This window comes from Enterococcus lactis, assembly GCF_015751045.1.
Lineage (GTDB): Bacteria > Bacillota > Bacilli > Lactobacillales > Enterococcaceae > Enterococcus_B > Enterococcus_B lactis.
The window spans coordinates 1-14,072 of record NZ_BNJW01000026.1; the positions used below are offsets into that span (position 1 = coordinate 1).

The 14,072-nt window shown below is 38.5% G+C and carries 15 protein-coding genes and 1 pseudogene; 5 read left to right on the forward strand and 11 right to left on the reverse strand.

From position 1 onward, the window contains the following. A pseudogene (locus KFO35_RS11980) lies at positions 1-138 on the forward strand (IS30 family transposase); the annotation flags it as partial. An 85-nt stretch (positions 139-223) separates the two neighbouring features. On the opposite strand, the gene KFO35_RS11985 reads toward KFO35_RS11980, so the two are convergent. Beyond that, positions 224-1,318, reverse strand: a complete 1,095-nt coding sequence (locus KFO35_RS11985) for a DUF871 domain-containing protein (RefSeq protein WP_002315099.1) — start codon at positions 1,316-1,318, stop codon at positions 224-226. A 188-nt stretch (positions 1,319-1,506) separates the two neighbouring features. On the opposite strand from KFO35_RS11985, the gene KFO35_RS11990 reads away from it, so the two are divergent. Further along, positions 1,507-2,262 (forward strand): peptidylprolyl isomerase, encoded by a 756-nt coding sequence (locus KFO35_RS11990; RefSeq protein ID WP_002315100.1) that lies wholly within the window; start codon positions 1,507-1,509, stop codon positions 2,260-2,262. A gap of 124 nt (positions 2,263-2,386) precedes the next feature. On the opposite strand, the gene fabZ is transcribed toward KFO35_RS11990, so the two are convergent. Continuing rightward, entirely contained in the window at positions 2,387-2,827 is a 441-nt protein-coding gene (gene fabZ, locus KFO35_RS11995) for a 3-hydroxyacyl-ACP dehydratase FabZ (RefSeq protein WP_002309395.1), read from the reverse strand. Between the two features lie 218 nt (positions 2,828-3,045). Here fabZ and fabI point away from each other — a divergent pair, with 218 nt between their 5' ends. Continuing rightward, positions 3,046-3,801, forward strand: coding sequence for an enoyl-ACP reductase FabI (fabI, locus tag KFO35_RS12000; RefSeq protein WP_002295795.1), 756 nt, complete (start codon positions 3,046-3,048; stop codon positions 3,799-3,801). A gap of 111 nt (positions 3,802-3,912) precedes the next feature. On the opposite strand, the gene KFO35_RS12005 is transcribed toward fabI, so the two are convergent. Continuing rightward, the gene (locus KFO35_RS12005; protein WP_002316226.1) at positions 3,913-4,965 is read right to left on the reverse strand and encodes a branched-chain amino acid aminotransferase; all 1,053 of its coding nucleotides are present in this window, start codon (positions 4,963-4,965) and stop codon (positions 3,913-3,915) included. Between the two features lie 125 nt (positions 4,966-5,090). Between KFO35_RS12005 and KFO35_RS12010 the strand changes: the two genes are divergently transcribed. Next, complete coding sequence (locus tag KFO35_RS12010; protein WP_002315101.1) at positions 5,091-6,011, forward strand: mechanosensitive ion channel family protein; 921 nt, start codon at positions 5,091-5,093, stop codon at positions 6,009-6,011. Positions 6,012-6,291: 280 nt separating this feature from the next. Here the strand turns inward: KFO35_RS12010 and cbpB are convergent, their stop codons facing one another. The 8 genes from cbpB to KFO35_RS12050 form a co-directional block, all read right to left on the reverse strand. Next, complete coding sequence (gene cbpB / locus KFO35_RS12015; RefSeq protein WP_002309404.1) at positions 6,292-6,792, reverse strand: cyclic-di-AMP-binding protein CbpB; 501 nt, start codon at positions 6,790-6,792, stop codon at positions 6,292-6,294. A gap of 106 nt (positions 6,793-6,898) precedes the next feature. Continuing rightward, positions 6,899-7,417, reverse strand: coding sequence for a metallophosphoesterase (locus KFO35_RS12020; protein ID WP_002309405.1), 519 nt, complete (start codon positions 7,415-7,417; stop codon positions 6,899-6,901). Further along, positions 7,418-8,773: a ribonuclease PH gene (rph, locus tag KFO35_RS12025; RefSeq protein ID WP_002309406.1), complete on the reverse strand. Its 1,356-nt coding sequence runs from the start codon at positions 8,771-8,773 to the stop codon at positions 7,418-7,420. 2 nt (positions 8,774-8,775) lie between these two features. Then, positions 8,776-9,597 (reverse strand): glutamate racemase, encoded by an 822-nt coding sequence (gene racE, locus KFO35_RS12030; protein ID WP_002315102.1) that lies wholly within the window; start codon positions 9,595-9,597, stop codon positions 8,776-8,778. Positions 9,598-9,757: 160 nt separating this feature from the next. Beyond that, positions 9,758-10,414: an amino acid ABC transporter permease gene (locus KFO35_RS12035; protein ID WP_002292958.1), complete on the reverse strand. Its 657-nt coding sequence runs from the start codon at positions 10,412-10,414 to the stop codon at positions 9,758-9,760. 15 nt (positions 10,415-10,429) lie between these two features. Continuing rightward, positions 10,430-11,077, reverse strand: coding sequence for an amino acid ABC transporter permease (locus tag KFO35_RS12040; RefSeq protein WP_002288038.1), 648 nt, complete (start codon positions 11,075-11,077; stop codon positions 10,430-10,432). Between the two features lie 12 nt (positions 11,078-11,089). After that, on the reverse strand, positions 11,090-11,905 hold the full coding sequence (locus tag KFO35_RS12045; RefSeq protein WP_002309411.1) for a transporter substrate-binding domain-containing protein: 816 nt from the start codon (positions 11,903-11,905) through the stop codon (positions 11,090-11,092). Positions 11,906-11,918: 13 nt separating this feature from the next. Beyond that, on the reverse strand, positions 11,919-12,656 hold the full coding sequence (locus tag KFO35_RS12050) for an amino acid ABC transporter ATP-binding protein (protein ID WP_002288042.1): 738 nt from the start codon (positions 12,654-12,656) through the stop codon (positions 11,919-11,921). Between the two features lie 253 nt (positions 12,657-12,909). On the opposite strand from KFO35_RS12050, the gene trpS reads away from it, so the two are divergent. After that, entirely contained in the window at positions 12,910-13,920 is a 1,011-nt protein-coding gene (gene trpS / locus KFO35_RS12055; protein WP_002288045.1) for a tryptophan--tRNA ligase, read from the forward strand. Positions 13,921-14,072: the final 152 nt, after the last annotated feature.

A 14,072-nucleotide genomic window follows, 5' to 3' on the forward strand; every position in this document is an offset into this window, starting at 1 on the left:
AGAGAAGTGAATCAGACATTTATTTCCAGTGTCAGCAATCAACGTAATCATATTCCAAGAAAATCATTGAATTACAGAACACCAATCGAAATATTTTTGAGCTATGTACAAGAAGCATTTTATTCTAGCTTAATTTGACAAATCATAACCTATAAAAAAACAAAATAAAAAAGCAGAAATAACTGGCTATTTCTAGCGGATTATTTCTGCAGCAACTCATTATCTATTTTTTATTTTCAATTAATTTAAAGCTTGACCAAGGTTTCAAAAAGTCAAGGAGGAACAGTTCGTCATCAGAAATTCTTCCTACGACATTGACCCGTCCGTCATTTTTCATGTCCTTCAAGGCAATTTGTGTTTCTCCCTTATATTGACCATACCCTTCATTATCAATCAGCACATCACCATGATGCATATCTCGCGTATTGTGAGGTGGAAAATCTTTTTCTTTATAATATACACGAGTCATCGTCGAACGAAGGATATACTCTGAGCGATCTCCTCGATAACTGTGGAGATTGTCAAACAAGCAGATTCGTTCGTTTTCTGTAATCCCTTCTTCCGTATCTACTTTCAATGTTGGATAATCTGCATTAAATGCTGCTGCCATTTCTTTCAATTCTTCTTCGCTTGCATACGCATTTCCAATAGAAATATCATCAATCAGCCCTGTAAGGATCAAATGCTTCACTTGTGTAGCAATCTCAAGGTCTCGGTGGTCTTCTAGTGTGCACAAGCCATCTTGTGTAGGCCAAGGGCCAAACTCAGCGGATTGCGAATTGACGAACGCCATCGTATTCAAATTATATTTTCTAAATTTTTCTGAACAAAAAACAAAATGGTCGTAGCCTAAACCAGAATATCGATGAGGATAAAAATTATGAGAACCTAATAAATTATCCGTGTTTGGCGAATAACTCATGATGTTGTCAACATAATTCGTGCCCGAACTCATATTGATCTCGATTTTGATACCGAAAGGATTACGCGTCATTTTTGCTTCTTCTGCTCCGGTGAACCCGATATCCAAGCGAACTCCATAGGCACCCATCTTATGGAAAAAGGATAAGTCATCGTAAGAAATCTCCAACTGTTCAAATAACGCTGGATTGATATCTACCATTACTTCCATGCCTAGGCTATTCGCATAATCAACTACTTCTTTAAATTCTGAAAGAACTTTTTCTTTGTCGTCGTTGATCTGCAGTAAACTGGTAAAAACCCGTTTATACCCATACTTATGAGCTAAATCCAAGTACGCTTTGTCCTTTTCAAATGTTGATCGTTCTGGATAAATCGAGATTCCTAATTTTCCCATATTACCATTTCCTCCTGCATCTTTTCGTTTTTGTATCCACTTACATTATAGCAAAGACAAAATAAATGGTCTACACCTTTTCTTTTTCTTTTAAAATAAATGATAAATTCCAATAATTTAAGTAGGTATTTCTCCTCTATTTTGTTATCATTAAAGATAACAAAACAGTAAATTGGAAAGGAATAGTTATGAAGAAAAATAAAGTTATTTTAAGTATTAGTATAGCTGCAGCATTATTGTTTGCTGCTGGTTGTTCCGCAAACAGTACGACTTCTCCTAGTTCATCGGCTGAAAGTTCAAAGAGTACATCCACTGCGGAAAGTACAACTGCCAGTAGTGTCGATTTGAATGCATTGGAATTGCCACAATTGACGAAAGATGTAGCTGAAAATGAGGATTTGGTCGAAATGGTGACAAATAAAGGCACAATCAAAATCAAATTATTCCCTGAATATGCACCTAAAGCAGTTGAAAACTTTATGACACACGCAAAAGATGGTTACTATAATGGCCTGACTTTTCACCGCGTCATCAAAGATTTCATGATCCAAGGCGGTGATCCTAAAGGCGATGGCACTGGAGGCGAAAGCATTTGGGGAGAAGGATTTGAGACAGAGATCAACAACCACCTTTACAACATAAGAGGTGCGTTATCTATGGCTCGCTCACAAGATCCTAACAGTAACGGCAGCCAGTTCTTTATCGTTCAAAATTCAGATGATATGCATGATGGTCTTTTAAAAGTTGATTACCCTCAAGCGATTATCGATGCTTATAAAAACGGCGGTTATCCTTCCCTGGATGGTCAGTACACTGTCTTCGGTCAAGTGATTGAAGGAATGGATGTCGTGGATGCTATTGCAAATGTCGAAACAGATAGTTCAGACAAACCAAAAGAAGAAGTAAAAATTGATAAAATCAATATACTGCAAGAAGCAAAATAAACAGAACATAAAATGACGTCTGAATCTAGCAAATATGACAAAATGTGCTAGATTCAGACGTCTTCTTTTTACATAAGAAAGCAAGTAAACATCCTTCTATTTTTCTATAACAACTTTTTTATGATCAAGCATTTTGGTTGACGATGAACGTGAACTCACACTCACAGACTTTTTTATCATCTACATATGCTGCAGATAACGCTGTACCGACTGACCCCTTCATTTTGGTGATTTCAAAATGACATTTCAGTACATCTCCTGGAACAACTTTTTGACGGAATTTGGCCTTATTGATTCCACCGATATAAGCTCGTTTTCCTAGGAACTCTTCTGATTTTAGGATAAGGATCGAACCTGCTTGTGCCAGTGTTTCTAGGATCAACGCACCCGGCATCACTGGATTGTCAGGAAAGTGACCTTGGAAAAAATCTTCATTGATCGTTACATTTTTTGTCGCAACGATCTTTTTTCCTGGTTCTAATGTATCTACATAATCAATATAACAAATAGGATAACGATTAGGGATCAAGTCCATTACTTCAGTAGCAGATAATACATAAGACATAATTAAACTCCTTCTTTCAGGCAATTGCCATTTTCATTACTTTGACTATCAAAGTATCATATTCCTAAATATTTAGCAATCTTTTTTTAATTTAAGAAAAAATAGTTTGACAATCAAAACATTTTGACTAATAATTAAGAAATCAAGAAGTTATTTTAGCTATTATTTTCTATTTTTTACGACTATCAAATTTTTATTAGAAACAAAGGAGAGTCATTATGTCATTTCTAGAAGGAAAAAAAATCGTCATCATGGGCGTCGCTAACAAAAAAAGCATTGCTTGGGGGTGCGCTGAAGCAATGTTGAAACAAGGGGCAGAGATTATCTATACTTACCAAAATGAACGAATGAAAAAATCATTAGTCAAATTGGTCGGCGAAGAAGCATTCACGGTAGAATGTGATGTTTCTAGCGACGAAAGCATCGAAAAAGCAATGAATGCCATCGGTGAATATGCTGGAGAGATCCACGGCCTTGTCCATGCAGTTGCTTACGCCAACAAAGAAGAATTGTCCGGAAATGTGTCTGATATTTCCAGAGACGGCTATCAATTAGCTCAAGATATCAGTAGCTACTCTTTGATTGCTGTATCAAAATACGCGCAACCGTTTCTTGCACCAAATAGCGGAATCGTTAGCATGACTTATCTAGGTTCAGAGCGCGCAATCCCGAATTATAACATGATGGGTATCGCGAAAGCTTCTCTTGAAGCAGCTATCCGTTATTTGGCAGCTGAGTTCTCACCTAAAGGCATCCGAGTCAATGGTATTTCAGCTGGAGCAATCAAAACATTAGCTGTTACAGGGGTTAAGGACTATCAAAAACTGATCCAGTTATCTGAATCTCGTACGCCTGATCAGCAAGGTGTAACGATCGAAGAAGTCGGTAATGCTTGTGCTTTCTTGATCAGTCCTCTTTCCAGCGGGATCATCGGTGATATTATCTACGTTGACAAAGGTGTCCATCTTTCATAATCCTTTTGTTACATTCTTTAAAGTAAAACATATAAAAATCAGGAAAAAACTTTTTAAAGTCTCTTCCTGATTTTTTCTTTTTTTACGTTTTTTCAACTTATTACTTTGAAATTACTCCACGACTTCAATCCAGCCTTCTGGTGCTTCTATGTCCCCGAATTGAATACCTGTCAATTCATCATACAACCGCTTTGTTACTGGTCCTACTTCCGTTTCGCTATAAAATACATGCAGATTATTATTGTGGTAGATCCCACCGATCGGAGAAATAACAGCCGCTGTACCACATGCACCAGCTTCTGCAAATTGATCTAGATCATCAATGAAAATATCTCCTTCTATTGCTTGAAGTCCTAGTCGTTCTTCAGCTAATTGCAGCAAAGAGTATTTCGTGATACTTGGTAAGATAGATGGCGATTGTGGAGTGATGAATTTTCCGTCTTTCGTAATCCCAAAGAAATTTGCTGCCCCTACTTCTTCGATTTTCGTGTGTGTGGCTGGATCAAGATAAACACAATCTGAGTAATCCAGTTCTTTTGCTTCTGTTCCTGGAAGTAAACTTGCTGCGTAATTTCCGCCGACTTTTGCTGCGCCTGTTCCCTTAGGAGCAGCACGATCATAATCAGATACAATAAAGTTCGTTGGTTTTAACCCACCTTTGAAATACGCTCCTACTGGCGTACAGAAGACGACAAATAAGTATTCTGGAGCAGGATGGACACCGATGTTTTCACCGACCCCAATCAGTAAAGGACGCAAGTATAATGTAGCGCCTGTTCCATACGGAGGCACGAAAGCTTCATTTGCTTTTACCACTTGCTTAACAGCATCAACGAACATTTTTTCAGGGACCATCGGCATCAGCAAGCGTCTAGCACTTTGATTCATCCGCCGACTATTTTGTTCAGGTCGAAAGAGATTGACCTTCCCGTCTTTTCGACGATAAGCTTTTAGACCTTCAAAACATTGCTGACCATAATGAAGCGCTGGAGATCCTTCATGAATCGTCAGGTAATTATCTTCTGTCAATTCCCCTTCTTCCCATTGTCCGTCTTTCCATTTGGCAATGAAACGCCAAGGAGTTTTGATATAAGAAAATCCTAAATTGTTCCAATCGATTTGCATATACTTACCACCTTCGTTATTTTCTCCACATTTTATCATTATCCATATTATTTGTCATTTTATTTTCAGCTTTTTTCCTTCATTATAGTTATTTTTGCTATTTCCTTTTTTGAAAACTTCTTGGTACAATACAGAAAGAATCAAATTTTAGAAAAGAGGATTTTATGTTTTCATTATTAGCAACTGCCGGTACGACAGACTCTTCTGGCGAGACATTGACAGATCAAGCTGTCAGCAAAGTAAATGCGTTTCAGCGGTTTTGGGACGGGATTGATTGGGACGCCATTTTGGCTGCCTTTATCCAAAAAAGTTTATATCTGATTTTTTTGATCGTCCTTTTTTGGATTCTTCACCGTGTGGGAAAATATCTGATTGATAAGTCTTTTAATCAGTATTCTAAAAAAGCCATTCTAAACGAGAGCCGCTTAAAGACTTTACATAGTCTTTTAAATACTATTTTTCATTATACCCTTGGTTTCTTCTTTATCTATGCAATTTTATCTGCTATCGGTGTACCGATCGGTTCACTTTTGGCTGGTGCCGGAATTGCAGGTGTGGCGATCGGCCTTGGTGCCCAAGGGTTCATGAGTGATGTTATTACCGGATTTTTTATTATCATGGAACAACAGATGGATGTTGGAGACTACATCAAGTTAGCAAACTTAACGATTGAAGGAACCGTCGTATCTGTTGGTATCCGTACCCTTCAGCTGAAAGCAACGGATGGTACTGTCCATTTCATCCCGAATCGAAACATCACCACGATCAGCAATCTCTCTCGTGCAAATATGCAAGTACTTTTAGATATCCGGATCGTTCCTGAAGAAGGATATGACAAAATCTATGAGATCATTGATCGAGTAAATCATACATTAGCTGAAAAATACCAAGAAGAGCTTCAAACTGAACCTTCCATCTTTGGTTTAGTGGATCTTGGTAATAGTAATTTTGCTATTCGAACGGTCTGCTACGCATTGAACGGAAAACAATATGCCTTAAAAGAAGAGTTTTTGAGCTCCTATGTCAAAGAATTGACAGCTTCTGGGTTCACGATTCCGAACAGTCCGATTGCTGTCGGAAAATAATTTGGTCAAACGATGCAACGGATCTCACTAAAAAGAGCGTGGGACAAAAGTAAAGAAAAACTTTTGTCCCACGCTCTAAACATGTATAAACAGCGGAAGCAGAAGCAACTCCTTCGGAAATAAGCTGAAATTCACAAAAATTTGAAAAGCAATTTTCGTGAATTCCTTCTTATTTCTTGAAGTTAAACGCTTCTGTCCCAGCCTCTTTTTCAAGATAAAGTCAAAACTGGTACGCTTTTGTTTCTACTTATTTTTTGATTATCTTTCAGTTTCTCGTTCTTTAGCTCACAATATCGATTTGTTCTTTTAATTCTTCGATTTTCGGAGACAATATATTGCGACGTTCTAATTCATGCACCATGAAGTTTACGGCTTTAAGCAGCTCTTTCCTTGTGATGATTCCTTTGAAAACCCGTTCTTCTGTGACAACCGGTAAAAAAGGCGAATCAACTAACAAATGGAGTACTTCTTCTAGTTCCCAATTTTCATCAATCGTCGGAACATCCGTTTCTGTTACATCAGCAACTGTTAGTCCTTCTAACGGATCCATGCTGATTGTTTGCAAGTCAATCATTTTATTGACCACATCTGATAAACTTACTAGTCCTACAAAGTGATCATCTTTTCCTAATACAGGAATTTTGGAATAACCGACCTTCGATAAGACAAGTAAACCATGGGATAATGGATGATGATACATAACATTTGCCACATTTTCTGCAGGAATCAAAAACGTTTCCTGATTTTCCAGCAGCATTTCTCTTACTATAGGTCCAATCATCTGATGGCCTCCATTTCTATTTCATTCAACACTACTATTTTACCGAAACCGGATGCAAAATTCACAAAATAAAGCTTATTTTTATTAAAAATTAGAGTTTTTTTATTCAGCGCTCTCTCGAAAAAGAAAAGGCCAATTCTTCAACTGCCTGATGGGCACGGTTATAGTATTGAACAGAAATTTGGTCATCTAAACTTTCAATAAGAGCATATGATGGGATTTGGATCGGGCCTCTAGGTTGAGAAATACTTCCAGGATTCAAAAACAGGATTTTCTGATCCATCTCACAGCCTATTTGATGGGTATGACCAAAAAACACCATATCGGCATTTGCAGCTCGAGCTTCGATTGCTAACTGTGTCAAACCAAATCGAACATTCGATAAATGGCCATGAGTCATGAATACTGTATCCTGACCAGTTTGGATCACTTTTTTCTGTTCGAATCCTGGTCCATAATCACAATTACCTTGAACCACTTGGAATGTATCCCATAATGGGTCAGAAGCTTCTAATTCCGAATCACCACAATGGAAAAAGATGTCCACTTCAGAACGATAACGATCTACTAAGTCAACGAGGATATCTCTGTCTCCATGATTATCACTTACTACTAAATACCGCATCTATCTCTCTCCTTCCAGCCATTGTTTCCACTCGGCACTCAATTTTTTCATTGCTTGAGCCCGATGACTGATCTTGTTTTTTTCTTCGCTCGATAATTCTGCTGCTGTTTGTTTCTTACCTTCTGGGATAAATAAAGGATCATACCCAAAGCCATTTTCGCCAGATGGTATACGGGCTACTCGACCGGGCCATTCCGCTTCTACTACGAGGCTGTCTTTTTTGGGTGCCGCGAATACTAATGTACAATGGAATTGTGCTGTTCTTTTTTCATCCGGCACATCTGTCAATTCATATAATAATTTGGCGTTATTCCCCGCATCACTTTTTTGTTCCCCTGCAAAACGTGCAGAATAGATTCCTGGCATACCGCCTAACGCATCCACTTTCAAACCTGAATCATCTGCTAAGACTGGTTGATCAAGCAATTGTGCAATCGTTTCTGCTTTTAATCGGGCATTTTCTTCAAATGTGCTGCCAGTTTCTTCCACATCTGGCAATTCAGGATAGTCAAGTAATGTTTTTACATGATATCCCGCTTCTTTGAACATATTTCGAAACTCTTCTGCTTTTCCTGGATTTCTTGTCGCAATGATGATTGTTTTTGTTTCTTCTATCCGCTCATTATCTTGAGCAAATTCTGTTAGCAAAGCATGTTTTTGCTCTTTGATCAAATCTTCAATCGCGTTTTTTCCAAAAAAGAGCATTTCATTCAACTGTTCTCCATCAAACGTTGCTTCTTCTCCAGTTCCTTGAATCTCCACGAATTTTCCTGATTCTGTCATCACGAGATTCATATCTACAAGTGCTGCGGAATCTTCTTGATAGTCCAAATCTGTCACGCAAGTCCCATCCGGCAAGATCCCTACGCTAACTGCAGCAAGATGCTCTTTGATTGGATCTTCTGACAATTCCTTTTCTCTTAAAAGCTTTTCAATTGCTAGTCTCAACGCGACGAATGCCCCAGTGATGCTAGCTGTTCTAGTTCCGCCATCCGCTTGGATCACATCGCAGTCTATGATGATACTACGCTCTCCCAGCTTTTCCAAGTCTATTACTGCACGCAAGGAGCGACCAATAAGACGCTGGATTTCCATTGTTCTACCAGAAAGTTTTCCTTTGCTGCTTTCTCTACGGTTTCTCGTACTCGTTGCTCGAGGTAGCATACTGTATTCAGCTGTTACCCACCCTGTTCCTGTTTCTCTCAAAAAGGGAGGTACAGAATCCTCTACTGTTGCAGAACAAATAACTGTTGTATCACCAAAACGGATCACAACCGATCCCTCTGGATATTTGAAAACATTTGTTTGAAGCTCCAGTTTACGAAGCTCTTGGGCTTTTCTCCCGTCATGACGCATCCTTATTTTCCTCCCAATTCAATATGGTCTACATTTAGGTGTCCGATTCCAAGCCAGTCTTCGGCTATTTCTTGGAAAAGTTTAGCAGATCCTGTTGTATAAAACTGACATAATGTCCGTCCATTTTGCGGTGAATTGCTCAAATTGAAATAATCGAGTAGCATAGATACTTCACCTACTGTTTCTGCTCCAGAATCGATCAGTTGAACATTTTCACCCACTACATTTTGAATGATAGGGCGTAATAATGGATAATGGGTGCATCCCAAAATCAATGTATCGATTTTTTTAGTCGTTAACGGAGCTAATGTTTCTGCCACGATTTTTTTTGCCACAGATGAATGGTATTCATTACTTTCGACAACTGAAACAAATTTGGGACAAGCAAGACTTGTCACAGTCAATTCTGGCACTTTCTCTTTCAGTGCTTTTTCATAAGCTTGACTTTTTACCGTACCAATCGTACCGATAATGCCAACTTGTTTATTTTGTGTTTTTTTTACTGCTGCTCTTGTACCGGGAAGGATCACACCGATGACTGGAATAGAAAGAGCAGCTTTGATTTCTTCTAAAGCAACCGCAGTTGCGGTATTGCAGGCAATCACCAGCATCTTGATTCCTTGCTCCACCAGATAATCCGTCATTTCCCAAGTATACTGGATTACCTGTTCCGCAGGTCTAGGACCATACGGGCAGCGTGCTGTGTCTCCTACAAATAAAATATTTTCATTCGGTAATTGTTTCAGGGCTTCTTTTACTACAGTTAAGCCGCCAACACCTGAATCAATAAATCCGATAGGGCGATTATCTGTCAATCGTATCATCCTTTTTTTCAATAAATTCTATCTTCCCTATTGTGTACTTTTTAGCGTGAATTTTCAAGTGCTCTCACTTGCTTAAAACAATCAAAATCTCTTTTTTTCGAATGGAAAGAGGAAAAGCGGTTGTGACTTAGTTTGCCACAACCGCTAAAAGAATCATCTATTAATAACTGTACCGTCTCTTTTCCAAGTAACCGGAAAGCAGAGAAAGCGCGTAACACACCACGAAGTACATAAGTGTCATGATGATGAACATTGGAAGCACATAATTGGTATTCTGTCCATAAATAATACGTGCCTGATGAGAAAGTTCAGGTAAAGAAATGATTACTGCTAATGATGTATCTTTGATCAGTGAAATCAATTGGCTCACAATTGCCGGGATCATCGATTTGAATGCTTGCGGCAAAACGATCGTCCGCATCGTTTCTACATAAGTCAGTCCCGTTGACAATCCTGCCTCCATCTGCCCTTTCGGAACAGCATTAAGTCCAGCTCGGAAAATTTCCGACAGCATAGCTGATTCAAAGATCGTCAATGCTGCAACAGCAGACCAGAAGATGTTCATCTGGATGCCAATCTGAGGCAAAGCAAAATAAGTGAAGAAAATGATCAATAATAATGGAAGATTTCGTATGATATCGATCACAATACCAAGGATTTTGGACAAGAAAGGGATATTCGCAAAACGAATCACACCTGTCAGACCACCAATCAAGAAACTGAAAATGATCGAAAACAATGAAACTTCAACAGTAACCTTTAATCCTTCCAATAAAAAACGGACATTCATCCATGAAAAAGCGCCGCTAAAATCCATGTATTTCCCCTCCTTCTATGAACGAACCGCCCATTTTTTCTCAAGATAAACCATTAAGTAAGATAACGGCAGCGTGATAACTAAGTAAAATAACCCAACGATGATATACGTATCGAAGGTATTGAATGTTTCACTGGCAATCAAATCTCCTTGATACATCAAATCCAAACCAGCTACGATTGCTAAAATAGACGAGTTTTTCACAAGATTAATAAATTGGTTGCCTAATGGCGGAATAACGATTTTGAATGCTTGGGGCAAAACAATATAACGCATAATTTCTGAATAGGTAAATCCAGAAGACAATCCTGCTTCTGTTTGGCCTTTTGGTACAGTTTGAATCCCTGAACGTACTGTTTCAGCAATAAAAGCGGATGTATAGATAGTCAAGCCAATCGTCCCTGCTTGGAATCCGTCTAGATTAAACCAATAAATAGGTACGACAACATAAAAAAACATCACGATGATCAATAATGGAATGTTTCTAAAAAATTCTACATATGCCTTTGCTAAGGCACTTACTACTTTATTCTTTGATAATTGGAAGATTGCCATCAACGTTCCGATAATCAAACTAAACACAAGTGCTAAGACACTCGAAAACAATGTGATCTTGAACCCGTCGACAAAGATTGGTCCATAAGTCTGTATCAATTCGCTCATTGCCTCTCCCCCTTACTCTACTTTTCCTTCAGTTTCATTTGGAAACCATTTTTGATAGATTTTATCATATGTGCCATCTGCATGCATTTCCTCTAGCGCTTGGTTAACAGCTTTCAAGAAGTTTTCTTGTCCTTTGTTGATCGCAATTCCATAAGGCTCATTAGTAAACGTTCCGCCGACTAACTCGTACTCTGGATTTTCATCTGCAATCCCTAACAAGATCGCATTATCCGTAGTCATTGCGTCTCCCTGGCCAGATTGTAACGCAGTAAATGCTTCTGCATAATTTTCCAATTCCAGAATGTTTGCATCTGGTGCATGCTGTCGGATATTCGCAGCCGACGTAGAACCTTTGACTGCTAGAACTGTTGTAGAAGCATTCAAATCATCTACACTTTTGATTTGGCTTCCCTTCTTTACCAACAAAGCTTGGCCAGCATCGAAATAGACATCTGAAAAATCGACTTGTTTTTTTCGTTCATCTGTGATCGTCATCGTCGCAATAATCGCATCGATGTTTCCGTTTTTCAATAACGGGATCCGCGTTTTAGAAGTGACTTCAACAAATTCCGCTTTTCCATTCTCACCAAGGATCTTTTCAGTGATTGCTTTTGCAATATCTACATCAAATCCTTGTACGGTTCTGCTCTCAATATCCATCATTCCAAATAATCGAGTATCATATTTGACACCCCAGATGATTTCATTGGTAGATTTGCTTCGCTCTAAAATATCTTCATTTGCCAACCCATTTCCTTTACATCCGGCTAGTGCAAGAAAAGCAATGCCTAAAAGGAAAATCAGGCGTATTTTTTTAAACCTGCGCATCTTTTTCCTCCTATCAATGATTGATAACTTTACTGATAAATTGCTGTGCTCGGACTTCATTTGGATTTTCGAAAAAGTCTCTCACATTTCTGCTATCTTCCAATACTTCTCCGTCAGCCATGAAGATGACACGATCCGCAACTTCTTTGGCAAAGCCCATTTCATGCGTCACGACAATCATTGACATGCCGTCATGCGCCAATTTTTTCATGACGTCCAATACATCACCAATCATTTCCGGATCCAAAGCAGAAGTAGGTTCATCAAACAGCAGCATCTCAGGATTCATCGCTAAACCTCTGGCGATTGCCACCCGTTGCTGTTGTCCACCGGATAACATGGAAGGATAAGAATCTTTCTTATCTAACATATTGACAGTTTTCAGAAATTTCTCCGCGTTTTTGACTGCAGTTGCCTGGTCTTGCTTTAACACTTTGATTGGTGCTAATGTAATATTTTCCAGAACGGTTTTATTAGGATACAAATTGAAATGCTGGAAAACCATGCCGATATTCTTTCGGACTTCTGTCAACTTTGTCTTTTTATCATGCAAGTCAGTATCATTAATTAGTAGCTTACCTGAAGAAATCGTCTCTAATCCATTGATACAGCGAAGCATCGTGCTCTTTCCTGAACCAGAAGGACCAATGACAACGACAACTTCTCCTTTCTCGAATTCGAGATTGATATTTTTTAATGCGTGGAACTTGCCATAATATTTATCCACGTGATCAAATTTAATCATTGCCATAGAATTACACTCCCATTATTATTTAGTAAGATTTCTTTTAAAGATGTATAATAAAATACATTATATCTGATAGTTTAGTAATTTGTAAAGTTTCTTAGAACGTTTATTCTCCCATAAATATTTCTTTCATTTCTAATCTATTAGTTATTTTATCCTCTTTCCTTGTTTTTTCCTTAGGAACTGTTGTTTCTTGTCAGGAAAAACGGTAAGATATTAAGTGCTCAGACTTACAAATCGTAAAGAGGTGTCTTTTTTGAAAAATATTATTTTAACGGGAGATCGACCAACTGGGAAGCTGCATTTAGGGCATTACGTCGGTTCTCTAAAAACCCGAGTGGCTATGCAAGCAGACGAAGACAACCAACTGTTTGTCATGATTGCTGACATGCAAGCACTGACCGATAATGCTAAAAATCCTGAGAAGGTTTCATCAAATGTCTTGCAAGTTGCTTTAGACTATTTAGCCGTGGGATTAGATCCTGCAAAATCTACTTTATTTATCCAATCACAAATTCCGGAATTAGCTGAGTTAACCATGTATTATTTGAACTTAGTCAGCGTAGGACGCGTTCGGCGCAATCCGACTGTCAAAACAGAAATCGAACAAAAGAAATTCGGTGAAAGCGTGCCTACAGGATTCTTTATCTATCCTGTTTCTCAAGCAGCTGATATCACTGCATTCAAAGCGAATCTCGTACCTGTTGGCGAGGATCAAAAACCAATGTTAGAGCAGACACAGGAAATCGTACAAAGCTTCAATCATACATATGGTGAAGTCTTGGTGGAACCGAAAGGCGTATTCCCACCAAAAGGAATGGGTAGGTTACCTGGAATCGATGGAAATGGCAAAATGAGTAAATCGTTAGGAAACGGTATTTATATCTCCGATCCTGCCGATGTCTTACAGAAAAAAGTTATGAGTATGTATACTGATCCAAACCACATCCATGTACAAGATCCTGGACAAGTAGAAGGGAATATGGTCTTCACCTACTTGGATGTATTCGGAACAGATAAAGAAGCAATTGAAGAAATGAAAGCTCATTACCGCCGCGGCGGACTTGGTGATGTAAAGATCAAACGATACCTCATTGATGTATTGGAAGCTGAATTTGCACCGATCCGCGCACGCCGAGAAGAATTGGAAAAAGATCCTTCAGCTGTTATGGAAATCTTACGTAAAGGTAGTGAAGAAGCTGCTAAAGTAGCTGCACAAACACTTTCTGAAGTAAAATCAGCAATGGGAATCAATTACTTCCATTAATTCATTTACTCTAAAAAACAGGCTGTAAAGGCCTGTTTTTTTATCTCGTCTCTGTGCTATTCCTTTTTTAAAATCAAAAAAAGAGATGTGACAAACTTGTGTCACATCTCTTTTTCAAATGAATAGTCTTCAAAAGCTACTTGATCGTTACT

Excerpts from the sequence above, each read along its gene's own strand:
- fabZ (WP_002309395.1), bottom strand. The coding sequence starts at position 2,827 with ATGTCTTATGTATTATCTGCTACTGAAGTAATGGACTTGATCCCTAAT.
- KFO35_RS12010 (WP_002315101.1), top strand. The coding sequence starts at position 5,091 with ATGTTTTCATTATTAGCAACTGCCGGTACGACAGACTCTTCTGGCGAG.
- KFO35_RS12020 (WP_002309405.1), bottom strand. The coding sequence starts at position 7,417 with ATGCGGTATTTAGTAGTAAGTGATAATCATGGAGACAGAGATATCCTC.
- KFO35_RS12040 (WP_002288038.1), bottom strand. The coding sequence starts at position 11,077 with ATGAGCGAATTGATACAGACTTATGGACCAATCTTTGTCGACGGGTTC.
- KFO35_RS12050 (WP_002288042.1), bottom strand. The coding sequence starts at position 12,656 with ATGGCAATGATTAAATTTGATCACGTGGATAAATATTATGGCAAGTTC.
- KFO35_RS12035 (WP_002292958.1), bottom strand. The coding sequence starts at position 10,414 with ATGGATTTTAGCGGCGCTTTTTCATGGATGAATGTCCGTTTTTTATTG.
- racE (WP_002315102.1), bottom strand. The coding sequence starts at position 9,597 with ATGATACGATTGACAGATAATCGCCCTATCGGATTTATTGATTCAGGT.
- KFO35_RS12045 (WP_002309411.1), bottom strand. The coding sequence starts at position 11,905 with ATGCGCAGGTTTAAAAAAATACGCCTGATTTTCCTTTTAGGCATTGCT.
- rph (WP_002309406.1), bottom strand. The coding sequence starts at position 8,773 with ATGCGTCATGACGGGAGAAAAGCCCAAGAGCTTCGTAAACTGGAGCTT.
- cbpB (WP_002309404.1), bottom strand. The coding sequence starts at position 6,792 with ATGATTGGACCTATAGTAAGAGAAATGCTGCTGGAAAATCAGGAAACG.
- KFO35_RS12005 (WP_002316226.1), bottom strand. The coding sequence starts at position 4,965 with ATGATAAAATGTGGAGAAAATAACGAAGGTGGTAAGTATATGCAAATC.
- fabI (WP_002295795.1), top strand. The coding sequence starts at position 3,046 with ATGTCATTTCTAGAAGGAAAAAAAATCGTCATCATGGGCGTCGCTAAC.
- KFO35_RS11990 (WP_002315100.1), top strand. The coding sequence starts at position 1,507 with ATGAAGAAAAATAAAGTTATTTTAAGTATTAGTATAGCTGCAGCATTA.
- KFO35_RS11985 (WP_002315099.1), bottom strand. The coding sequence starts at position 1,318 with ATGGGAAAATTAGGAATCTCGATTTATCCAGAACGATCAACATTTGAA.